Raw genomic sequence first — 23,370 nt, 5'->3', positions numbered from 1 at the left:
CTTTGTCTTCTGACCTGATTAGTCCGGTTTTACCGGTTCCCCGAGCCTTTGTAGAGAGTGGGGATTATATTTATAACTGCACTTGCGGGAGGGATGAGTCCCTCCTCTGAAATAGAGGGGCAGCCTGCGCTGCCCGATTGGTTTACTTCTTCTTCACCGGCCGCTGCCAGTCTGTTTTCAGATTCTGCTCTTTGCGGTTGTAAACCAGCCCGGCGGTCGGGACATCTTTCATGACTGTGGTGCCAGCCGCAATGGTTGTGCCAGAAGCCACCGAGACCGGCGCCACCAGCTGGGTATCAGATCCCACGAAGACATCATCGCCAATTATCGTCAGCGATTTATTGACGCCATCGTAGTTACAGGTGATGGTGCCGGCACCGATATTGACGTTTGCGCCGATTTTCGCGTCGCCAAGGTAACTCAGATGCCCCGCTTTAGAGCCTCTCCCTAACGATGCCTTTTTCATTTCGACAAAGTTGCCTACGTGGGCGCCTTCTGCCAGCTGAGAGCCAGGGCGCAGACGGGCAAACGGACCGATGGTGCAGGCCGCAGCGAGTTCCGCTTCTTCCACCACGCTGTAGGGGCTGATTTCACAATCATCGCCAATCACACAGTTTTTCAGGATGCAGCCGCTGGCAATTTTGACCCGGTTGCCCAGCGTTACCCGGCCTTCAATAATCACATTGGTATCGATTTCGACGTCTCGTCCGTGGATCAGCTCACCACGCAGATCGAAACGGGCGGGGTCTTTCAGCATCACGCCTGCCAGTAGCAGTTTCTCAGCCTGTTCCGCCTGAAAGACGCGCTCAAGCTGAGACAGCTGCAGGCGGTTATTCACCCCTTCCGTTTCGGTGGTCCGGTCGGGATGCACCGCTTCAGTAACGCGACCTTCCTGATGGGCAAGGGCGATAATATCGGTGATATAATATTCACCCTGAGCGTTGTTATTGGTCAGCTTGCTTAGCCAGCGCTTCAGATCGGCGCCGTTAGCCATCAGAATGCCGGTGTTGATCTCTTTGATCGCCAGCTGGGCAGGGGAGGCGTCTTTCTGTTCGATAATGCCCACCACCGAGCCATTCTCACGCAGGATGCGGCCGTAACCGGTTGGATTATCCAGCATCACCGTCAGCAGGGCGATGCCGCCTTCAGGTTTGGCCTGCTGCAAACGTTGCAGCGTCTCTACCGAGATCAGCGGCACGTCGCCATAGAGCATCAGAATGTCTTCGTCGTCAGCAAAGTGCGGCGCGGCCTGCTGCATGGCATGGCCTGTACCCAGCTGTTCCGCCTGCAGTACCCAGTTAAGCGAAGGCTCAGGCAGGGCGGACTGCAGCAGCTCGCCACCGTGACCATAAACCAGATGGACATGGGCGGCGCCAAGCTTGTTCGCCGCATCGATAACATGTTGCACCATCGGCTTTCCGGCCAGGCGATGCAGTACTTTCGGCAGATCGGAGTACATACGGGTACCCTTGCCGGCAGCAAGGATCACCACGCTCATTGCGCTGTTAGACATAGACATCCTGAAATTCAGTAATTAAACGGAAGTAAAACGGTTTAGCTGTGAAAATACTACATTTTTCTCAGCAAAAAAAATGCCAGTCAGTTTCCTGACTGGCATTCGGGCTGCTTAAACCTGAGTTACATCGCTTTTTTGGTCAACTCGATCACGCGCAGTTTGGCGATCGCTTTAGCCAGTTCAGCCGACGCGGTAGCAAAGTCCACATCACCGTGAGAGCTGTTCATGTGCTCTTCGGCTTTGCGTTTCGCTTCCATCGCGCGGGCCTCGTCGAGGTCGGTTCCGCGGATCGCGGTATCAGCCAGCACGGTAACCGCGCCAGGCTGCACTTCCAGCAGGCCGCCGGAGAGATAAATATACTCTTCGTCGCCCTGCTGTTTCACGATGCGAACCATACCAGGTTTAATGGCGGTCAGCAGCGGGGCGTGGCCAGGAAAAATCCCTAACTCGCCTTCGCTACCTGACACCTGGATCTTCTGTACTGTACCGGAGAACATCTGCTGTTCTGCGCTGACAACGTCCAGGTGATAAGTCATAGCCATGATTAACCTCCAGAGAAACTGTTACAGCTTCTTCGCTTTTTCCACGGCTTCTTCGATGGAACCCACCATGTAGAAAGCCTGCTCTGGCATATGGTCGAATTCACCTTCCATGATGCCTTTAAAGCCACGGATGGTATCTTTCAGCGACACATATTTACCTGGAGAACCGGTAAAGACTTCCGCCACGAAGAACGGCTGGGAGAGGAAGCGCTGCATCTTACGAGAGCGTGCTACCACCAGTTTGTCTTCTTCAGAGAGTTCGTCCATACCCAGGATGGCGATGATATCTTTCAGTTCCTGATAACGCTGCAGCAGGGACTGAACGCCACGAGCGGTATCGTAGTGCTCCTGGCCAACAACCAGTGGATCCAGCTGACGGCTGGTAGAGTCCAGTGGGTCAACCGCTGGGTAGATACCCAGAGAAGCGATCTGACGGCTCAGTACCACGGTTGCGTCAAGGTGCGCAAAGGTGGTGGCTGGCGATGGGTCAGTCAAGTCATCCGCAGGGACGTAAACGGCCTGAACGGAGGTGATTGAACCGGTCTTGGTGGAGGTAATACGCTCCTGCAGGACACCCATCTCTTCCGCCAGCGTTGGCTGATAGCCTACCGCAGAAGGCATACGACCCAGCAGTGCTGATACTTCAGTACCGGCCAGGGTGTAACGGTAGATGTTATCGATGAACAGCAGAACGTCACGACCTTCGTCACGGAACTTCTCAGCCATGGTCAGGCCGGTCAGCGCTACGCGCAGACGGTTTCCTGGTGGCTCGTTCATCTGGCCATAAACCAGTGAAACTTTATCGATAACGTTAGAGTCGGTCATCTCGTGGTAGAAGTCGTTCCCTTCACGGGTACGCTCGCCCACACCGGCAAATACGGAGAAACCTGAGTGCTCAGCCGCAATGTTACGGATCAGCTCCATCATGTTTACGGTTTTACCCACACCCGCACCACCGAACAGACCGACTTTACCGCCCTTAGCGAACGGACACATCAGGTCGATAACTTTGATACCGGTTTCCAGCAGCTCTTGCGAGTTGGACTGATCTTCGTAAGAAGGTGCCGCACGGTGAATTGCCCAGCGCTCTTCTTCGCCGATGTCGCCCTTCATATCGATAGGCTCACCCAGCACGTTCATGATACGGCCAAGTGTGGCAGTGCCTACTGGCACTTCGATTGGGTGCTCAAGGTCAACCGTTTCCAGACCGCGCTTCAGGCCGTCGGAAGAACCCATGGCGATGGTACGCACCACGCCGCCACCCAGCTGCTGCTGGACTTCCAGCACCAGACGAGCATCACCATTTTTAACCTCAAGGGCGCTGTACACTTGTGGTACTGCGTCCTGAGGGAACTCGACGTCCACAACGGCGCCGATTACCTGGACAATCTTTCCAGTAGCCATCTTGAATCCTCTACCTAATTCGTTTATACCCCGCCAGCTCTGAGCTCAGCAGGGTATACCTGGTTAAACCGCGGAGGCCCCACCGACAATCTCGGTAAGTTCCTGGGTGATGCTGGCCTGACGAGCTTTGTTGTATACCAACTGCAGCTCTTTGATCAGGTTTCCGCCGTTGTCGGTCGCAGCTTTCATCGCCACCATACGCGCGGCCTGCTCGCTGGCCAGGTTTTCTACAACACCCTGGTAAACCTGAGACTCGACGTAGCGACGCAGTAATGTGTCCAGCAGCGCTTTCGGATCCGGCTCATACAGATAATCCCAGGTACTCTTCTTCACAACGCCTTCGTCTTCATCTGCTGGCGGTAACGGCAGCAGCTGAACGATTTGTGGAGACTGGGACATGGTGTTGATAAATTTGTTGCTGACGATAAACAGCTTGTCGAGACGACCTTCGTCATAGGCTTGCAGCATCACTTTCACTGGGCCAATCAGATCGGAGAGAGAAGGTTTATCTCCCATGCCGGTCACCTGGGCAACCACGTTGCCACCAACAGAGCTGAAGAATGACAGGCCTTTGGATCCGATAATGGCGAGATCGCTCTCGACCCCTTTATCAGACCAGCCTTTCATATCTGCCAGCAATTTTTTGAACAGGTTAATGTTCAAACCACCACAAAGCCCGCGGTCGGTAGACACGACCAGGTAGCCGACGCGCTTGACGTCACGCTCTTCCAGGTAAGGGTGCTTGTACTCCAGATTCCCTAACGCAATGTGACCAATCACTTTGCGCATGGTCTCTGCATAAGGACGGCTGGCCGCCATGCGTTCTTGCGATTTACGCATTTTGGAGGCGGCGACCATTTCCATCGCTTTGGTGATCTTTTGCGTGTTCTGGACGCTTCCGATCTTACTACGTATCTCTTTTGCGCCGGCCATAAGCTTCTCCTCAAAGCCTTGCGGCCTGCTCCCTGAGGAGCAAGCCGCCAGACATTACCAGGACTGGGTTTTCTTAAACGTTTCGAGGAGGCCTTTCAGCTTCTCTTCGATTTCGCCGTTATAGTTACCCGCCTGGTTGATTTCAGCCATCAGCTCAGCGTGATCGCGATCCGCAAAAGCCAGCAGCGCCGCTTCGAAGCTACCGATTTTCGCCAGTTCGACGTCATTCAGGAAGCCACGCTCGGCCGCAAACAGCACCAGACCCTGCTGCGCTACGGACATCGGCGCATACTGTTTCTGTTTCAGCAGCTCGGTCACTTTCTGACCGTGGCTCAGCTGTTTACGGGTTGCTTCGTCCAGATCGGAAGCGAACTGAGAGAACGCTGCCAGTTCACGATACTGTGCCAGCGCGGTACGAATACCACCGGACAGTTTCTTGATGATCTTGGTCTGAGCTGCACCACCCACACGGGATACCGAGATACCTGGGTTAACTGCCGGACGAATACCGGAGTTAAACAGGTTCGTTTCCAGGAAGATCTGACCATCGGTAATCGAGATTACGTTAGTCGGAACGAACGCAGAAACGTCGCCAGCCTGAGTTTCGATGATTGGCAGCGCGGTCAGTGAACCGGTTTTACCTTTCACTTCACCGTTGGTGAAACGCTCAACATAGTCAGCGCTCACGCGGGAAGCACGCTCCAGCAGACGGGAGTGGAGGTAGAACACGTCACCAGGGAAAGCTTCACGACCCGGTGGACGACGCAGCAGCAGGGAAACCTGACGGTAAGCAACAGCCTGTTTAGAGAGGTCGTCATATACGATCAGCGCATCTTCGCCGCGGTCACGGAAGTATTCGCCCATTGCGCAACCGGCATATGGTGCCAGGTACTGCAGCGCAGCAGATTCAGAAGCGGTAGCCACAACCACGATGGTGTTAGCCAGCGCATTGTGCTCTTCCAGTTTGCGAACCACGTTAGCGATAGTCGACGCTTTCTGACCGATAGCGACGTACACACACTTGATGCCGGAATCACGCTGGTTGATGATCGCATCGATCGCCATCGCGGTTTTACCGGTCTGACGGTCACCGATGATCAGCTCACGCTGGCCACGGCCGATTGGAATCATCGCATCGACTGACTTGTAGCCAGTCTGTACAGGCTGATCAACGGACTGACGATCGATAACGCCAGGTGCAATCACTTCGATTGGCGAGAAGCCATCGTTGTCGATTGCGCCTTTACCGTCGATTGGTGCACCCAGGGTGTTCACCACGCGGCCTAACAGGCCACGGCCAACCGGTACTTCAAGAATACGGCCAGTACACTTAACTTTCATGCCTTCGGCAAGGTCAGCGTAAGGGCCCATCACGACTGCACCAACAGAGTCGCGCTCCAGGTTCAGTGCGATTGCGTAACGGTTGCCCGGCAGTGCGATCATCTCACCCTGCATAACATCGGCCAGGCCGTTTACGCGGATGATACCGTCACTGACGGAAACAATAGTACCTTCATTGTGAGCTTCGCTCACTACATTGAACTGAGCAATGCGCTGCTTGATCAGTTCGCTGATTTCGGTGGAATTCAGTTGCATATGCTCCAGTCCCCTTAAGACTGCAAGACGTCTGCAAGACGCTCAAGACGGCCGCGTACGCTGCCGTCAATGACCATATCACCCGCACGGATGATTACGCCTGCCATTACAGACTTATCGATTTTGCAATTCAGCTTAACTTTGCGTGACAGACGTTTTTCCATAGCGGCGCTGATTTTGGTCAGCTGTTCGTCACTCAGTGTGGTGGAAGAGATTACCTCAACGTCCGCGGTCGCATCATGTGCGGCGCGTAGCTGGATAAACTGAGCCAGAACACTGGGAAGCGCTGGCAAACGTTTGTTTTCGGCCATGACCTTAATCAGGTTTTGACCGGCTTCGTCCAGTTGATCACCACAGATAGCGATGAACTGTGCAGACAACGCTTCCGGCGCAAGCGCGCCGGAAAGAAGTTCTGCTACCTGTTCATTGCTGGCTACCTCGGTAGCGAACGCCAGCATCTGCTGCCAGCGATCGACACTTTGATGCTCAACAGCAAAGTCAAAAGCTGCTTTGGCGTAGGGGCGAGCTACAGTAGTAAATTCAGACATCAGCCCCTCCCTCCTTACAGTTCAGCGACCAGTTTATCAACGATGTCGCTGTTAGCAGCTTCATCCACGGAACGTTCAATGATTTTTTCGGCGCCAGCCACAGCCAGCATCGCGACTTGCTTACGCAACTCTTCACGTGCACGTTTGCGTTCGGCGTCGATTTCAGCCTGCGCCTGGGTGACGATCTTGTTACGTTCCTGCTCAGCCTCAGCTTTCGCTTCGTCCAGGATCTGCGAACGACGCTTGTTAGCCTGTTCGATGATTACCTGAGCTTCTTCTTTCGCTTTCTTCAGCTGATCGGTCGCATTAGCCTGTGCAAGATCCAAATCTTTTTTGGCACGTTCAGCGGAAGCAAGGCCTTCGGCAACTTCTTTCTGGCGCTTTTCGATGGCGGCCATCAGCGGCGGCCATACGTACTTCATGCAGAACAGGACAAACAGGATGAACGCGATAGCCTGGCCGAGGATTGTTGCGTTAATGTTCACAGCACAATGCCTCTTGTTAAGTTAACTTTTTCTCCGGCCGGCAAGCCAACCGGAAGAATCGGTTCATCGCCAGGTGACCAGCGATGAACTATCGGTTATTACGCGACAGCAAACATCACGTACAGACCCAGACCAACAGCGATCATTGGGATTGCATCCACCAGACCCATTACAACAAAGAACTGCGTACGCAGCAGAGGGATCAGATCCGGTTGACGCGCGGCGCCTTCCAGGAATTTGCCTCCGAGGATGCCGATACCGATCGCAGCACCGATTGCCGCTAAGCCCATCATCACAGCGGCAGCCATGTACAGCAGATCCATATTCAGGTTTTCCATGACAGTCTCCAGTTTGTTTCAGTTAAAACGCAGTAGTGTTGAGAAAAAAATCAATGTTCTTCAGATGCCATCGACAGATAGACAATCGTTAAGACCATGAAAATGAAAGCCTGCAACGAAATGATCAGGATGTGGAAAATGGCCCAGGGCACATTCAGAATCCACTGTGACCACCACGGCAACAGACCGGCAATCAGGATAAAAATCAATTCACCCGCATACATGTTTCCGAACAGTCGCAGACCCAGGGAAACCGGTTTGGACAACAGGCTCACACCTTCAAGGATCAGGTTGATCGGAATAAAAATCGGGTGATTGAAGGGTTGCAGTGTCAGCTCTTTCGTAAAGCCGCCAATGCCTTTCATCTTGATGCTGTAGAACAGAATCAAAATAAATACGCCAAGTGCCATTGAGAGCGTGATGTTCACGTCTGCAGAAGGCACAACACGCAACGCTGGCAAACCTAAGAAGTGCTCGCCGATATAGGGCAGCAAGTCGATAGGCAGCAGGTCCATGAAGTTCATCAGGAAGACCCAGACAAAAATCGTCAGAGCCAGCGGTGCGATTACTTTGCTTTTACCATGGTACATGTCGCGAACGTTGTCATCGACAAAGCCGACAACCAGTTCAATCGCGGCCTGCATTTTTCCCGGCACGCCGCTGGTGGCTGTCTTCGCAACTTTACGAAACAGCACCAGGAACACCAGTCCCAGCACCACAGAGAAAAACATGGAGTCGATATTCAATACCCAGAACGTCGCCGGTGCGTCGTGTGGATTCACCAGCTCGAAGGTACGCAGGTCCAACTGAAGGTTATTCAGATGATGGCCTATGTATTCCTGCGGCGTAGAGATTTCTCCTGCAGCCATGATGCCTCTTACCCTTTGTTGTTAATTACAGCCGGTGCGACGATTTGCACAATCAGCACCGATAACCAGGCCAGTCCGAGCGGTGTAAACACCGCCCCAAATACCGCCAGCGCCACGACAAGCAAGAGTATGGTGGCTACAACCTTCAGCACCTCACCCAATAAAAAACTCCAGGCTATGCGCCCTTTTATCGGGTCTCCTGCCTGATGACGCCAGGCAAAAATCATAAATACAACGTTTGGCAGCCAGGCTGCCACTCCACCCGCCAGGGCGGATAAGCTCCATGCCAGATCTTTAAAGGCAAACAGCGCGCCGATTACGACAAAGGTCACCAGCTGAAGCAGCAGCACGGTTCGGGCAAATTTCACTCTGTAAAGGGACACTGACATGACGCTGAAACTCTCCTGCCCCCTCGGGGGTATGTCGCGTGTCGTATAAAACTGCCTTTGCTCTTTTGAGTCAAGCAGCAAAAAACGAGCAAATTATACGGTGCGCCCCTGCGATTTCAATGGATAAGTAGCGAAAAGGTGAACAATTATTTAAATTTCTTTCGTGAGGCCTGTTTTTCAAAACTCAGAAGAACGGCAAACCGGAGGAAATTTCCTGCAAGAGTCGACAAACCTTGCTCATAAAGCGTGCTGAAGATCACAATTCAGTAACTTAATGCTTAAGTTATGGTCAGGAATATTCTTAACTTAATAAAAATACCCCTTCTATAAATTATTAAATTCAACAGGTTATGAGGATTTATTTTATAAAGAGACCCTCTTCGCGTTTAAAACCTTATATTGACATTTCAAGCAACGAATTATTTCACCAAAGCACCTTACTCACGGCGATTAACAGAGAGAAAATATTTTCCTGCGTCACGACCTGACAGTGAATAATAACCGCTAAAGGTGATAAACATGATAATAAAATGTGAAATTATCGTTAAATGTAACAGAAGGTGTCGGATAATTTCAGCCTGCCGTTTTAACCTTGTGGAAACAACCTGGCAGCGATAAAAAGTGTGAAGAAGATCGTTTGAGTGATGCATTTTCAGACAACGCCTGCCGGGCGGTAACTCAACGGATGCCGTTACCGTTGACGATAGTCACGTAACTTAACTAAAATCCTGTTACTTAAAGCACTTACGGTTAATAAGGCTATTCGGTTTTTACGCGACACTAAGATTAAAAAACCAGAAAAACAGCCGCGCATTTTGGCGATTTAACCAGCAATCTGGTCTGACTTATTCACATTTACCACGATCAGATGACGCTCGCCTTCCAGCTCAGGCACCAGCAGTTTAACCACGCGATCGACGGTAAATCCTGCCGGCAAACTGGCTAATTCCTCCTGCGGAACTACTCCTTTAAGAGCATAAAACTGGCCCGTTTTACCTGGCAAATGGTGGCACCAGTTTAGCATGTCATTCAGCGAAGCGAAGGCACGGCTGATAACCCCGTCGAACGGCGGTTCGGCCGGAAAGTCCTCTACCCTGCTCTGAACCGGGGTGATGTTACTCAGCTTCAGCTCGTGCTGGACCTGCTTAAGGAAACGGATGCGCTTGCCCAGGCTGTCCAGCAGGGTAAAGTGCGACTCAGGGCGGACAATAGCCAGCGGCACGCCTGGCAGGCCCGGGCCGGTGCCCACATCAATAAAGCGCCTCCCCTGCAGCTGTGGCTCAACCACGATGCTGTCCATAATATGGCGAATCAGCATCTGCTCAGGGTCGCGGACCGAGGTCAGATTATAGGCTTTGTTCCACTTGTGCAGCATATTGACATAGCCCACCAGCAGATCCTTTTGCCGATCGGAGAGAGAAATATGGGCGGCGTTAAGCAGAGAAGTGAGTTTGGTAATCACACTGAGTTCCTGTGAAAGGGTCTGAGGGCGAATGTATTCGTCCCGTCTTACAAAAACAAGAGGGCGGATTATCTTCCGCCCTCTTACGTTATAATTGTTAAACAAGTCAGGCGCTTTTACGCAGCAATCCCTGTTTTTTCAGATAGATCAGCAGAATGGAAATCGCTGCGGGGGTGATCCCTGAAATACGGGAAGCCTGGCCAATCGATCCCGGTTTGTGATCGTTAAGCTTGGCGATCACCTCATTAGAGAGGCCGCTTACCTGACGGTAATCCAGTTCAACCGGCAGCAGCGTATTTTCATTGCGTAGCTGGCGGTCAATCTCTTCCTGCTGGCGAGCGATATAACCTTCGTACTTCACCTGAATTTCCACCTGCTCTGCGGCCTGAGGGTCGCTCAGCGCAGGAGCAAAGCTGCTCAGGGTCATCAGCTGCTGATAAGTCATTTCAGGGCGGCGCAGCAGATCTTCACCGCTCGCCTCTTTGGTCAGGGCCGCGCTCAGTACGCCGTTGACTTCCTCAACACACTCCGACTTCGGGTGTACCCAGATGTCGCGCAGACGCTGGCGTTCCTGCTCAATGCTTTCCAGTTTCTGATTAAAGCGTGCCCAGCGGGCATCATCCACCAGACCCAGTTCACGACCCGCTTCGGTCAGGCGCAGATCGGCATTGTCTTCACGCAGCATCAGGCGATATTCCGCACGGGAGGTAAACATGCGGTACGGCTCTTTGGTGCCCAGGGTGCAGAGGTCATCAACCAGCACGCCGAGATAAGCCTGATCGCGACGTGGCGCCCAGGTCTCTTTGTCAGCGGAAAGACGACCAGCATTCAGTCCGGCAAGCAGGCCTTGCGCCGCCGCTTCTTCATAGCCGGTAGTGCCGTTGATCTGTCCTGCAAAGAACAGACCCTGGATATATTTACTTTCCAGCGAAGGCTTCAGGTCGCGAGGATCGAAGAAATCATACTCGATAGCATAACCCGGACGGACGATCTTCGCGTTTTCCAGACCCTGCATGGATCGCACGATCTGGATCTGGACATCGAACGGCAGGCTGGTTGAGATGCCGTTCGGGTAAATTTCATTACTGGTCAGCCCTTCTGGCTCCAGGAAGATCTGATGAGCGTTACGATCGGCAAAACGCATCACTTTGTCTTCAATGGAAGGACAGTAGCGTGGGCCGATACCTTCGATAACGCCTGAATACATCGGGCTGCGATCCAGATTATTACGGATCACATCATGCGTTTTCTCATTAGTGTAGGTGATGTAGCAAGGCACCTGTTCAGGGTGCTGATTCACATTGCCCATAAACGAGAAGACCGGCATTGGCGTATCGCCATGTTGCGGCGTCAGTACGCTGAAATCGATAGTTCTGGCATCAATGCGCGGCGGTGTACCGGTTTTCAGACGGCTGACGCGCAGCGGCAGCTCACGCAGACGGCGGGCCAGTGGGATCGAAGGTGGATCGCCAGCACGGCCGCCGCTGTAGTTATCCAGACCGATATGAATTTTTCCATCAAGGAAAGTACCTACGGTCAGCACAACGGCTTTGGCACGAAACTTCAGGCCCATCTGGGTCACTGCGCCTACAACACGATCGTTCTCAACGATAAGATCGTCTACCGCCTGCTGGAAGATCATCAGGTTTGGCTGATTCTCTAACGCTGTACGGACCGCCTGCCGGTAGAGCACGCGATCTGCCTGAGCACGGGTAGCCCGGACTGCCGGGCCTTTGCTCGCGTTTAGTATCCTAAACTGAATACCAGCCTGGTCGATTGCATGGGCCATCAACCCGCCAAGTGCGTCCACTTCTTTAACCAGATGTCCTTTTCCAATACCACCGATCGCCGGATTACAGGACATTTGTCCAAGCGTATCAATGTTATGGGTTAATAGCAGGGTTTGCTGACCCATTCGGGCAGCCGCCATTGCGGCTTCGGTACCCGCATGACCACCACCGATTACGATGACGTCAAAAGGATCTGGATAAAACATGGTACTGCACCTCGCGATTGTGCGAATGAGAGATTGCTGCCGGGCCGTGGATTCTACTCAACTTTAGACGATGGGGAAAGCGCACAGCCCAGCGTGTATTAAAAAGAAGATCTTTTTTATCTAGAGATCTCTTTGTTAGATCTTCTATTAGGATCGACGATCTCTGTGGATAAGCCTTTTTTCCTGATAACGATCATCAGGTTATTAAGGATCGTATGCTGTGAAAGATCGGTGATCCTGTGGCGTATAAGCTGGGATCTAAATGGCATGTTATGCACAGGCTTAGCCAGGGTACCAAGTTGTTATTGGGATAAACACCGGTTATTACCGGGTATTGAGCCTAGTTATCCACAATTGATTGCTAATTTATTGTACAAAAAAGGGCAATATTTACAAAACCTGGCAGCTTTTTTCGACAGAAGCAGCAAAAATCAGCAGGATCCTGCCGTCTGCGATCCTCAGTTCAGCAGGTTTTTCCAGCTGGCGATCCAAACCTCAGCCGGATCTTCAGGGATCTCATGCTCCAGTACATCTATATCGAGACGATCGCCGATCCGCTGAGCGCCGCAGGAAGCCAGCAGAGCATCTATTTTCTCAATGGCGCCGCAGAAAAGATCGTATTCACGGTTACCAATGCCTACCGCACCGTAGCGAATCTGACTTAAATCAGGTTTCTTTTCTTCTATTGCATCAAACAGCGGCTGCAGGTTATCAGGAAGATCGCCAGCGCCGTGGGTGGAGGAGACCACCAGCCAGATCCCTTGCGTGTTCAGCTCATCCAGTTCCGGCCCGTGAAGCATTTCCGTTGAAAAGCCCGCCTCTTCCAGCTTCTCCGCCAGATGTTCAGCCACATATTCTGCGCTGCCTAAGGTGCTGCCACTGATTAAGGTTACGTCCGCCATGATGAGGATCCCTGGATTACAAAGTCGGGTATTGTACGCTGTGATTAAGCAGGGATCTACCTGTGGAAAAGTGAGGGTTTATGTGGGGTACCTGGCTTACTTGCTATTTTCGAATCGGGCAGTGCTCGCGGTCCTCACGTACTAAAGTACGCTGCGGGCGCTGCGTGCTGGCCGAGTCGAAACTATCTGCGACGCCGACGGTACGATCATCTGAAGGGAAAAAGACAAAAAAATACTGTGGATAATTCTGTGCACAGATCAGGGCTTAATGGTGCGCATGATCGGGTTTTGCAGCGAGATCAGCGTTTCGGTGGACTGGATTTCATCAATGGTCTGGATCTTGTTGATCAACACCTGTTGCAGGGCATCGATCGAGCGGCACATGACCTTGATAAAGATGCTGTAGTGGCCGGTGGTGTAATAGGCCTCCACCACTTCATCCAGGCTCTCCAGCCGGGCCAGCGCGGATGGGTAATCTTTGGCGCTCTTCAGGATGATGCCGATAAAGCAGCAGACATCATAGCCCAGATGTTTAGGGTCAATCTCAACCCGGGTTCCTTTGATAATTCCGGCCTGTTTCATTTTCTCTACGCGAACGTGAATGGTGCCAGGGCTGACGTTAAACATTTTTGCCAGTTCAGCATAGGCGGTACGGGCGTTCGCCATCAGGGCATTAAGAATGCCGCGATCGAGATTATCTATTTGCAGATTATCCGCCATGAAGGTTCCTGAGTTAAAGAATATGCAGTGAGAAAGGGATTAATGTGCAGGAAAGGGGGGGGAACAGGCAATAATATTGTGGAATACACAGCGGGCGCTGTTAACGCCCGCTAAACAGATTAACGTTTACGCCAGACGGTGAGCTGCGCAACGGTGTGCTGATACTTACGTGCGGTTTCGCGGATCACAAAAGGCACATCCTGGGGTGGAGCTATCTCTTCAAAGTCGGCGGCCAGCAGGCGTTGCAGCGCCTGATAAGTCGTCAGCGCTTCGCCGTTTTCACGAATACCCCCCAGCCAGTTCTCCTTCGGCGTGTACTCTTCAAGCCAGGTGTAAGGCGAGGAGAGCATCAGGACGCCACCAGAGCGGATCATCGCCGTCACGTCCCGCAGGAAGCGCGCGGGCTGACGCAGCCGGTCAATCAGATTAGAGGCCAGCACCAGGTCGTAACGATCGGGCTGCGGCTTAAGGTTGCAGGCATCCCCCTGCATAAACTGAATACGGCTGGCCTGCTCCGGCCCAAGTCCGAAATCTTTCAGGTGAACCTGACGATACTCCACCAGATCGCCCTCTTCCTGCGTGACGTAGCGGAACGGTTCGCCGGTGGTAAGCTGCAGCGCCACATCAATAAAGCGGGCCGAATAGTCCATGCCAACGACTTCATCAAAATGGCGGGCAAGTTCGAAGCTGGCGCGACCTGTTGCACAGCCGATATCCAGCGCCCGGCCCCGTTTTTCCGTCATCCCACAGGCGATATCTACCAGCGCTTTGCCATAGTTGGGAGTGCCGAAATAGTCCGGGCCATACTGAAAGTTCAGATACTGCGAGACCATGCTGTCCGTTTCGTAAGGATTGAGCGCTATTTTCTCCTGATGCGTGGAAACCACGTAGCGGAAGCCGGCATGCTGGAAGAAGTGGCGGCGGAAGGCGTAGCGGGCAGATTTCAGCGCTTCGTTGCCGGTGGAGATCCAGCTTCCGCCTTTGAGCAGTGCATGCTTGCCGTCAAACGTTGGCGTAGAGAAATCATCATACAGAGGGTGAACCTTAAAGCCTTCCAGCCCGCTGATGGGTGTGGTGGTCCATTGCCAGACGTTGCCGGTCAGATCAAAGAACTCTCCCTGCGCAAAGCGATCCACCGGACAGGAAGAGGCCCACCATGCCAGATTCAGGTTACCCGACGCTTTAACAGGCCGATCCTCGGCAACCTGCTCGCGCAGCAGCAGCCATTCGGCCTCGCAGGGGAGCTGAACAGACCTGCCGGTTTCCGCCGCTTTCCAGCGGCAAAACGCAGCGGCTTCCAGCTGATTGACCTCTGCCGGCCAGTCCCAGGGCATGGCGACCTCTTCAGTCAGCAGGCGCAGCTTCAGACTTTCAGGCGCTTCAGGAGAGCCGATCCAGAAGGTGGGTTGCGTGGCCTGCGCAAAATCACGCCAGCCTCTGCCTTCATCATCCCACCAGCGGTTATCCTGGTAACCTCCGGCGAGGATAAACTCAAAGAACTCGGCGTTGCTGGTCAGCATTTTGCTGGCTTCAAACGATTTTACTTCTGTGGTCAGGGTGCCGTACTCGTTATCCCACCCATAGGTATCATCGGTTTTACCTTGCGTCACCCGGGCGCCGGTTACGCTAATGAGCGAATTTTGTGGCACAACCTGGCGATCGTGGCGCGCTGAAGGGCAGGCTGGCCAGTGAGGCTGCGGTTTCACCCATTTCAGCGGGAGCTGGCGGATCAGTACGCTGGAGGTCTCCAGATGAATGCGCTCATGCTCAATCCCCATCAGCACCACCCAGGCCGGGCTGTTCCAGTTGATGGGCAGCGTCAGCGGCATCTCTGTGATAAAAGCATTCACCAGTGACCGCACTTTGCCGCGATAGTCGCGCAGTCGGGCAACGCTGGGCCACGGATACTGGCTGGTATCCAGATCGTCCCAGCTCATCTCATCCACGCCAATGGCCATCATCGCTTCAATCTGATCGTCCACGCGCTGTTCCAGCAGCCCGGCGGCCATCATTTTATTGATATAGAAGGTGGCGGTGTGGCCGAAATAGAAAATCAGCGGATGGCGCAGGGAGATCGCCTTACTGTAATAAGCCTGTTCATCGGCCAGGCAGTCAAACAGGCTCTCGTAGAGAGACCAGGTCTGATTAAAGTATTCGAGGAGTTCCTGACGTTTCTGTTCTGCGCTGCCGCCGCTTAATAATGGTGTACGGGTCGGTGCGGGTAAGCCTGCTGCAATATCCTGGTTTTGTACTGACACGTAATGCTCCCAATCTGTCTGGTGGCTGAAGCGTATAAAGCGCTGACCAGACTATAGCAAATAAGCATTGCCAGATTGTTTCTGCGGGCTTTTAATGCTGCCAGCGACGAAGAAGTCGGCTTTTCAGACCGGTATCGAAACGCCAGATATGATTAAAAATGCGCATAATGCCGGGTTTTCCATGATCGGACAGCGCAACAGCATGAAAACGCTGCTGTTGTTTCAACTGGTGCTGTTTGACCCTTTTGACCAGATCTTCGGGCAGGCGCTGGGCAATAAAGTCGGAAATCATCACCGCATCGGCATCATTCCAGAACGGCGTGGCCAGCTTCAGCAACACGGCATCCAGGCAGGCGGCAAGATCGGTGCCGCCACGAAAACGCTGGCTGAGGAAACGAATAGCCTGAGCGATGCCGTCACCCGCCGTCAGCTCATAGCTCACTACCTCATGGGCAAACAGCATGATGTGGCAGCGACGGTTGTCGGCCAGCGCAACTTTTAATAACGCCAGGCAAAAGGCTTTGGCGCAGCGTTCGTTAAAGCCGCCCATCGAACCAGAGGTATCCACGCAGACAATAAAGGGGCCGCGAGGCTGTTCGTCATGATGCTGGTGGCTGACCGGCCGCATCGTGACCTTATCGTGCCAGCCCTCTCCCTGCAGGCGATAGGTGAGCAGCCTTTTTTCCACCAGCCGGCGATAAAACTCTACTTCCAGCTCGCTGATGCCCAGCGTTACCAGCTCGGGCGGCAGCAGGCGCAGGATATCGTCACTTTGATGCAGGCCGCTGACCTCTTCCGGTACGCTTTCCGGCTCCCTGACCATCTGATGGAAAGCTTCCAGCGGCGCCTCATCGCTGGGGAGCGCTTTGGCTTCTTTGCTGCGGCCAAGCTGCTCAGCCAGTTTCTTTAATGCCGGCTGCTGCGCCAGAAAGTCGCCATACTCCACGATCAGCTGGTAGTCACTGCGCTGCAACGGGCTTTTAGTCAGATCCCACAGACGTCCCCCCGCTGCCTCGTTGTTATCAGAGAGCACCTCAGCCAGCTGGCCACTCATCGCCAGCCGCTGTTGAAGTTCTGCCAGCAGCTTTTCGCGCTCCTGCTCCAGCAGTTGTTGATTCAGGGTCAGGGTCTGCAGCGTCAGGCTAAGCCGCCAGCGTTGCAGAAACAGAGTTTGCTGCGCCGCGCTGAGATTCGTGGGGTCAGTATTGGCGATCAGCTGCGTGGCTTTTTCCGCAAAGGGTGAGTGATGCTGAGTGAGATACGCCAGCAGTTCGGGCAGCTTCTGGCAAAAGGGGGCGTGCGAAAACCGCTGAAACTGCTGAAATAAGGCAAATTCTGCCGACAGGTCTGCCGGCACCGCCGTGGTTTTCATCTGTTCCAGTACGTCGTTTTTCCAACGGGGCAGATCGCGTAACAGCGCTTTTTTCATGCCGGGGAATTTTTCAAAAAACAGCGCCAGCTGGGGGCTGGCGAGCAGGGCAATCACTAACTCTTCCAGCAAATCGCCCTCGCTGACCGCCAGCAGGGCGCTCAGCGTATCCAGGGTTATCACCGCCGCGCCTGCTTCAGCTGCTCAGCAACCTGCTGCAGACTCTCTTCGATGCGTGCCAGCCAGTCGTCACTGATAAACAGGCAGCGCTGGTGCTGGCTGAACAGGGTCCGCTGCGCACGGAGCTGCGTTTCCAGCTCGTCCAGCGCCTGCGTGATCTCTTCCGGCAGACCGCTGGCCTGCTGTTTGCCCGGCAGCATCAGCCTGGAAACCTGCAGGCTGACATCGCGCAGGGTCAGACAGTCATTGCCATCCACATGCAGATCCAGCGTCTGCGCAAAGCCGATCCCGTTCAGCTTGCCACGGATATCGCCCCCTTTCTGCAGCCAGTGATGCAGCGCTTCGCGGGCAATGACCACATGCGTCACCTGCATCTCATGCAGCATCAGCGGTTTTTGCAACATCAGCGTCAGCGTGTCGTCTGCCAGCGCGGGCGGCAGCTCATAGTGCGGCTTGCGGCTGAACATGCCGCCATGTTTCTCCAGGCGAATCGCCAGCTCCACGCTTTTTTCCTGCTGCAAGGCGAGACGGCGCGACTCAATCTGTTGCAGTTTGATCAGCATCGGCTGCTGCTGCCAGGCCTGCTGGGTAATCAGATTATCAATCTCCTGATCCAGCAGCTTCATGGAACCGACGTCGTGCCACAGGCAATCTTTCAGCAGGATCAGATCCACCGGCGCGATGCTGTTGCGCCCGCTGTAAAACGCGCAGGCCTGCAGCAGATGAATCGCTTTTTTCCAGCGTCGGTCAGAGATATAGGGCGCTTCAGGCTGATTCTCTAACTGCTGGCGCAGCATAAAAATCAGCTCAAAGACCGCATCAGGCAGGGAAACCTGAGAAATACCTTTCTGCCACTCGCTATACTCTTCATCACTGATACAGAGCGACTCCGCCACCGGGTTACTGTTCTCATCCTGCTGGTGGGTCAGCATGCTGCGGAAGTTCTGCTTCTCGTGCACGTTATCCAGCCAGAGACGGATCAGCATACGGTCATACAACGCCTCCAGCCCGCTGTCCGCTTCCGGCAGCTCGTTGGAGGCGGTGACCAGCAGGCGCATCGGGATCTTCTCTTCGCAGTCTCCGTTGCGGAAACGGCGTTCGTTGATGGCTGTCAGCAGAGTATTGAGAATGGCCGGGCCCGCTTTCCAGATCTCATCCAGGAAGACAATTTCTGCATCGGGAAGGTACCCTTTGGTCAGACGCTGGTAGCGCCCTTCATCTTTCAGCGCCTGAATAGAGAGGGGGCCAAATACCTCTTCCGGCGTGGAGAAGCGCGTCATCAGGTATTCAAAGGCGCGGGAGTGCTGGAAAGCGTATTTCAGCCTGCGGGCGATCAGACTCTTGGCAATGCCCGGGGGACCCAGCAAAAAGACGCTCTCCCCGCTCAGCGCAGCCAACAGGCAGAGGCGAATCGCATGATGCCGCTCGTAAAGTCCCTTTTCTAATGCGTTGCTGAGGCGGGCGATTCTTTCCGCAAGTAAATGGGGCTGAGGCATAATCAAACATTCATCCTTTTCTACGGTCAGGCCAGCTGTTAACTGGCGAGCGCAAACACTACTGGCTATGATGCTTGAAAGAGTTGATTCGAGTCAGCTTTTTTCTTGTCAAAGAGTGACCCAGGGCAGTGAAGTCATCTTTCTTAACGTAATTAAGGATAGGCATTCATTATGATTCATGCATACTGTGCGCGTTTTGATGGCTTGATGAGCTGTGCGCAATACCGCGTCACCCGGCTCCAACAAAAGACTAGTCTATGAGTTCTGAGAAAAAGCAGTCCCTGGGCGCCGTGACCTTAGCGGCTATTGGCGTCGTCTATGGCGACATCGGTACAAGTCCACTCTATACCCTTCGCGAATGTCTCTCCGGCCAGTTTGGCTTTGGCGTCGAGCGTGACGCCGTATTTGGCTTTCTGTCACTGATTTTCTGGCTGCTGGTGCTGGTGGTGTCGCTGAAGTACATCAGTTACGTGATGCGTGCCGATAACGCGGGAGAGGGTGGGATCCTGACGCTGATGTCGCTGGCGGGGCGCAATACCGGGGCAAGAGCCACTGCGGTGCTGGTGATTATGGGCCTGATCGGCGGCAGCTTTTTCTATGGCGAGGTGGTTATCACCCCCGCCGTTTCCGTGCTCTCTGCTATAGAGGGACTGGAGATCGCGGCGCCCAATCTCGATACTTATATTGTCCCGATAGCCATAATCGTTCTGACGCTGCTCTTTATCATTCAGAAGCACGGAACCGGGCTGGTGGGGAAACTGTTCGCCCCGGTGATGCTGCTGTGGTTTATCGTACTGGCGGTGCTGGGCGCACGCAGTATCATCAACAATCCCGACGTGCTCCATGCGCTCAATCCTTACTGGGCGATGCACTTCTTTATGGAATATAAAGAGGTCTCCTTCTTTGCGCTGGGCGCAGTGGTACTGGCCATTACCGGGGTGGAAGCGCTGTATGCCGATATGGGCCACTTCGGCAAATTCCCGATCCGCCTGGCCTGGTTTCTGGTGGTGCTGCCGTCGCTGGTGCTGAACTATTTTGGTCAGGGCGCGCTGTTATTAGCCCACCCGGAGGCGATCAAAAATCCCTTCTTCCTGCTGGCGCCTGACTGGGCGCTGATCCCGATGCTGATCTTGGCGACGCTGGCGACGGTGATTGCTTCTCAGGCGGTGATTTCCGGCGTCTTCTCGCTGACCCGTCAGGCGGTGCGCCTGGGTTATCTGCCGCCGATGCGCATTGTCCATACCTCCGAAGAGGAGTCCGGGCAGATCTACATCCCGGTCATCAACTGGCTGCTCTACTTCGCGGTAGTGATTGTGATTGTAGGCTTTCAACACTCCAGTAACCTGGCTGCCGCCTATGGCATTGCCGTCACCGGTACCATGGTACTGACCGCCATACTCTGTACCACGGTGGCGATCAAAAACTGGCACTGGAACCGCTATGTGGTGCTGCTGGTGTTGGTGATTATGCTCTGCATTGACGTTTCGCTCTTCTCGGCCAACCTGGTGAAAATTTTCTCCGGCGGCTGGCTGCCGCTCTGCCTGGCACTGATAATGTTCATCATCATGACCACCTGGAAAAGCGAGCGCTTCCGCCTGCTGCGCCGTATGCATGAGCACGGTAACTCTCTGGAGGCGATGATCGCCTCGCTGGAGAAATCGCCGCCGGTACGGGTGCCGGGGACAGCAGTCTATATGTCACGTGCACTGAACGTCATCCCGTTTGCCATGCTGCACAATTTGAAGCACAACAAGGTGCTGCATGAGCGGGTGGTCCTGCTGACGCTGCGAACGGAAGATGCGCCTTATGTGCACAACATCCGGCGTGTCACTATTGAGCAGCTTTCTCCCACCTTCTGGCGGGTAGTGGCCAGCTACGGCTGGCGCGAAACGCCCAATGTTGAGGAGATTTTCCACCGCTGCGGGCTGGAAGGGCTGAGCTGTCGGATGATGGAAACCTCCTTCTTTATGTCCCACGAGTCGCTGATTATCGGCAAACGCCCGTGGTATCTTCGCCTGCGCGGCAAGCTGTTCCTGATGCTGCAGAAGAATGCGCTGCGTGCGCCGGATCAGTTTGAAATCCCGCCAAACAGAGTGATCGAACTGGGCACTCAGGTAGAGATTTAGCCAGCGTTGTTGCTTGCTGAGAAAGGGCCTTCGGGCCCTTTTTTTATGGCCAGCCGATCTTCACCGCAAAACCCCCTGCGCTGCGGTTGGCAAAGCTGATTTGCATGCCGTGGAGGTGAGCGATATTGCTGACAATAGAGAGTCCAAGCCCACTCCCGGACTTCTCCTGACCCGGCGGCCGGTAAAATCTCTCTCCTATTCGCTCAAGATCGTCCCGCGAGACGCCCGGCCCTCTGTCCAGTACTGCAAGGGCATGTGGCGTGAGCACCAGTTGTACGCCACCACCGGCCTGACTGTAGCGGATGGCGTTATCCAGCAGGTTGCGTACCATCAGCGCCAGCAGCAGGGGCTGCCCCATTTTGATGACCGGGACCTCAGGCGCCTCTAGGCTAAGCTCAATACCGGCAGCCTGCGCTTTGGCGTAGTGATCCACCACCGCCTGTTGTAACAGCTGCTGCAGGTTAACCGGCTGCTTCTCAAGGTCCTGTTCACTCTCCAGCCGGGAAAGCGTCAGCAGCTGATCCACCAGCCGGGTGGCGCGATCGATACCGGCATCCAGATTAGATAATGCGTGCTGCCGCATCCCTGGATCGTCATGGGTCAGCTGGGCGACTTCAGTTTGCACCTTAAGCGCGGCCAGAGGGCTGCGAAGCTCATGTGCGGCGTCGGAGGTAAAGCGGCGCTCCCGCGCCAGCATTCTGGCGATGCGCGCAAAAAGCGAGTTCAGTTCATCGACCAGCGGACGCACCTCCTGAGGCAGGCGATTTTCTGCTAACGGCGTCCGGTCGTCAGGTGAGCGGCGGCGCAACTGGCTGGCGATGCGCTTTAAGGGGGCTAATTCGCGGGTAACCAGCCACAGTAGCAGAATAAGCATCACCGGCAGCGCTATAAGCCAGGGCCAGAGGTTAGTCTGCACGATATCTCTGGTCATCTCATCGCGGTACTCCCACTCCTGTCCGACCACCACCAGCGAGCCATCTGGCGCGGTCAGCCAGACCATTCGCCACAAATCATCGTCACCTTTCAGCTTGCCGTCGGTAAAGCCGTCCCGTTGATAACTGAAAAGAAAGTCCCTGCCGTTATCGCCATCGTTCATCACCATGCGGCCGTCACGGGTAAAGATGGCAAAGGCCAGCGCATCGTCCTCCTGTGCTCCATGATGGTGTTTCATCAGCTTTTTGGTTTTGGGCAGGGTCAGCGGCTCATGGCTGAGCTGTGCCGGGTTAATGGCGGCCACTCTTTTGGCAAACAGCATCTGCTGGGTATCGAATAACTCGTTGATTTTATGCCGGGTCTGCCACCACGAGCCTACACCGGCGCTGCCCCAGCCGATCAGGATCAGCAGCAGGAAACCCAACATCAGACGCAGGCGTAAACTTAACTGGCTCAAACCGGTTCTCCCAGCGTGTAACCCACACCGTGGATAGTGCGGATAAACTGGCTGCCCAGTTTTTTACGCAGATGATGAATATGCACCTCCACGGCGTTGCTGGAGACGTCATCATCCCAGCCATAGATCTTCTCTTCGAGCTGGGCGCGCGTCAGCACCCGGCCTTTGTTGATCAGGAACAGCTCCAGCAGCGCCAGCTCGCGGGATTTCAGCTGCAGGGGGTCACCATCCAGCGTAACGGTATGGGAAGCGCTCTCCATAACCACGGCGCCATGGCTTAAAACAGGTTGCAGCTGGCCGTGGCGACGGCGGATCAGCGCCTGCAAACGGGCGGCTACTTCGCTCAGAGCAAACGGCTTGCAAAGATAATCGTCTGCCCCTTGTTGCAGACCCGCTACGCGCTGTTCCACGGCATCTCTTGCTGTCAGGATCAGCACCGGTTCATCCTGTCCCTGCTGACGCCACTGTCGCAGGATCTCCAGTCCATCGATCCCCGGCAGGCTTAAATCCAGCACCACTGCGTCAAAAGGCGCGCTGCCGAGCGCCGTCAGGCCCTCTTTGCCATCGGTAAACCAGTCGACGCTGAAGCCCAGTTTTATCAGCCCGGCTTTGATCCCGTCACCGATTAACCGATCGTCCTCTATGACTAAAATACGCATGCGAAATTCCTTATGGGGTTAACGGTTTTATACGAAACCAGAAGGGGCTTTGTACAGCGTCGATCGGGGAAGTTCGGGCCTTTTCGTCAATTTAAACAAATAAAAGCCATGAGCGGGCGTTCTTAAGATCCTGTTAAGAACCTTTTGGTTTACTGGCCCTCAACCCACGCAATAACAACTGTTACTCCTGAA

20 protein-coding genes are annotated in these 23,370 nt (G+C 54.2%); 1 reads left to right on the top strand and 19 read right to left on the bottom strand.

The genetic code is table 11. The annotated features are described in order from the left end of the window. Positions 1-142: 142 nt before the first annotated feature. The 17 genes from glmU to ravA form a co-directional block, all read right to left on the bottom strand. Positions 143-1,513, bottom strand: a complete 1,371-nt coding sequence (glmU, locus tag Q3V30_RS21350; RefSeq protein WP_306209254.1) for a bifunctional UDP-N-acetylglucosamine diphosphorylase/glucosamine-1-phosphate N-acetyltransferase GlmU — start codon at positions 1,511-1,513, stop codon at positions 143-145. Positions 1,514-1,638: 125 nt separating this feature from the next. Further along, the gene (locus Q3V30_RS21345; protein WP_306209252.1) at positions 1,639-2,058 is read right to left on the bottom strand and encodes a F0F1 ATP synthase subunit epsilon; all 420 of its coding nucleotides are present in this window, start codon (positions 2,056-2,058) and stop codon (positions 1,639-1,641) included. Between the two features lie 21 nt (positions 2,059-2,079). Further along, positions 2,080-3,462, bottom strand: a complete 1,383-nt coding sequence (gene atpD / locus Q3V30_RS21340; protein WP_306209250.1) for a F0F1 ATP synthase subunit beta — start codon at positions 3,460-3,462, stop codon at positions 2,080-2,082. Positions 3,463-3,525: 63 nt separating this feature from the next. After that, positions 3,526-4,395 carry a F0F1 ATP synthase subunit gamma gene (atpG, locus tag Q3V30_RS21335; RefSeq protein ID WP_306209248.1) on the bottom strand — a complete coding sequence of 290 codons (870 nt, stop codon included), beginning with the start codon at positions 4,393-4,395 and terminating at the stop codon, positions 3,526-3,528. Between the two features lie 54 nt (positions 4,396-4,449). Further along, a complete protein-coding gene (gene atpA, locus Q3V30_RS21330) occupies positions 4,450-5,991 on the bottom strand; it encodes a F0F1 ATP synthase subunit alpha (RefSeq protein WP_306209247.1) in 1,542 nt (513 codons plus the stop codon). Between the two features lie 14 nt (positions 5,992-6,005). Beyond that, positions 6,006-6,539, bottom strand: coding sequence for a F0F1 ATP synthase subunit delta (gene atpH, locus Q3V30_RS21325; RefSeq protein WP_306209245.1), 534 nt, complete (start codon positions 6,537-6,539; stop codon positions 6,006-6,008). A 14-nt stretch (positions 6,540-6,553) separates the two neighbouring features. Further along, positions 6,554-7,024: a F0F1 ATP synthase subunit B gene (atpF, locus tag Q3V30_RS21320; protein WP_034918222.1), complete on the bottom strand. Its 471-nt coding sequence runs from the start codon at positions 7,022-7,024 to the stop codon at positions 6,554-6,556. 98 nt (positions 7,025-7,122) lie between these two features. Then, positions 7,123-7,362: a F0F1 ATP synthase subunit C gene (atpE, locus tag Q3V30_RS21315; RefSeq protein WP_003849523.1), complete on the bottom strand. Its 240-nt coding sequence runs from the start codon at positions 7,360-7,362 to the stop codon at positions 7,123-7,125. Between the two features lie 50 nt (positions 7,363-7,412). Next, positions 7,413-8,231 carry a F0F1 ATP synthase subunit A gene (gene atpB, locus Q3V30_RS21310; RefSeq protein WP_306209243.1) on the bottom strand — a complete coding sequence of 273 codons (819 nt, stop codon included), beginning with the start codon at positions 8,229-8,231 and terminating at the stop codon, positions 7,413-7,415. 8 nt (positions 8,232-8,239) lie between these two features. Beyond that, positions 8,240-8,620 (bottom strand): F0F1 ATP synthase subunit I, encoded by a 381-nt coding sequence (atpI, locus tag Q3V30_RS21305; RefSeq protein WP_306209241.1) that lies wholly within the window; start codon positions 8,618-8,620, stop codon positions 8,240-8,242. Between the two features lie 823 nt (positions 8,621-9,443). Next, positions 9,444-10,082, bottom strand: coding sequence for a 16S rRNA (guanine(527)-N(7))-methyltransferase RsmG (rsmG, locus tag Q3V30_RS21300; protein ID WP_306209239.1), 639 nt, complete (start codon positions 10,080-10,082; stop codon positions 9,444-9,446). Between the two features lie 106 nt (positions 10,083-10,188). Next, the gene (gene mnmG / locus Q3V30_RS21295) at positions 10,189-12,078 is read right to left on the bottom strand and encodes a tRNA uridine-5-carboxymethylaminomethyl(34) synthesis enzyme MnmG (protein ID WP_306209236.1); all 1,890 of its coding nucleotides are present in this window, start codon (positions 12,076-12,078) and stop codon (positions 10,189-10,191) included. A gap of 458 nt (positions 12,079-12,536) precedes the next feature. Continuing rightward, complete coding sequence (mioC, locus tag Q3V30_RS21290; RefSeq protein ID WP_306209234.1) at positions 12,537-12,980, bottom strand: FMN-binding protein MioC; 444 nt, start codon at positions 12,978-12,980, stop codon at positions 12,537-12,539. A gap of 258 nt (positions 12,981-13,238) precedes the next feature. Further along, complete coding sequence (gene asnC, locus Q3V30_RS21285; protein WP_306209232.1) at positions 13,239-13,700, bottom strand: transcriptional regulator AsnC; 462 nt, start codon at positions 13,698-13,700, stop codon at positions 13,239-13,241. Positions 13,701-13,819: 119 nt separating this feature from the next. After that, positions 13,820-15,958 carry a 5-histidylcysteine sulfoxide synthase gene (gene ovoA, locus Q3V30_RS21280; RefSeq protein ID WP_306209230.1) on the bottom strand — a complete coding sequence of 713 codons (2,139 nt, stop codon included), beginning with the start codon at positions 15,956-15,958 and terminating at the stop codon, positions 13,820-13,822. Between the two features lie 91 nt (positions 15,959-16,049). Next, positions 16,050-17,510 carry an ATPase RavA stimulator ViaA gene (viaA, locus tag Q3V30_RS21275; protein ID WP_306209228.1) on the bottom strand — a complete coding sequence of 487 codons (1,461 nt, stop codon included), beginning with the start codon at positions 17,508-17,510 and terminating at the stop codon, positions 16,050-16,052. Then, positions 17,507-19,003 (bottom strand): ATPase RavA, encoded by a 1,497-nt coding sequence (gene ravA / locus Q3V30_RS21270; protein WP_306209226.1) that lies wholly within the window; start codon positions 19,001-19,003, stop codon positions 17,507-17,509. Before ravA ends, viaA begins: the two co-directional genes overlap by 4 nt. Before the next feature lie 257 nt (positions 19,004-19,260). On the opposite strand from ravA, the gene kup reads away from it, so the two are divergent. After that, positions 19,261-21,129: a low affinity potassium transporter Kup gene (gene kup / locus Q3V30_RS21265; protein ID WP_306209224.1), complete on the top strand. Its 1,869-nt coding sequence runs from the start codon at positions 19,261-19,263 to the stop codon at positions 21,127-21,129. Between the two features lie 43 nt (positions 21,130-21,172). On the opposite strand, the gene qseC is transcribed toward kup, so the two are convergent. Continuing rightward, entirely contained in the window at positions 21,173-22,519 is a 1,347-nt protein-coding gene (gene qseC, locus Q3V30_RS21260; RefSeq protein WP_306209222.1) for a quorum sensing histidine kinase QseC, read from the bottom strand. Further along, entirely contained in the window at positions 22,516-23,178 is a 663-nt protein-coding gene (qseB, locus tag Q3V30_RS21255) for a quorum sensing response regulator transcription factor QseB (RefSeq protein ID WP_306209220.1), read from the bottom strand. Before qseB ends, qseC begins: the two co-directional genes overlap by 4 nt. Positions 23,179-23,370: the final 192 nt, after the last annotated feature.

Source organism: Erwinia pyri, from assembly GCF_030758455.1.
Classification (GTDB): Bacteria; Pseudomonadota; Gammaproteobacteria; order Enterobacterales; family Enterobacteriaceae; genus Erwinia; species Erwinia pyri.
This window is presented reverse-complemented; position numbering and strand designations above follow the sequence as displayed.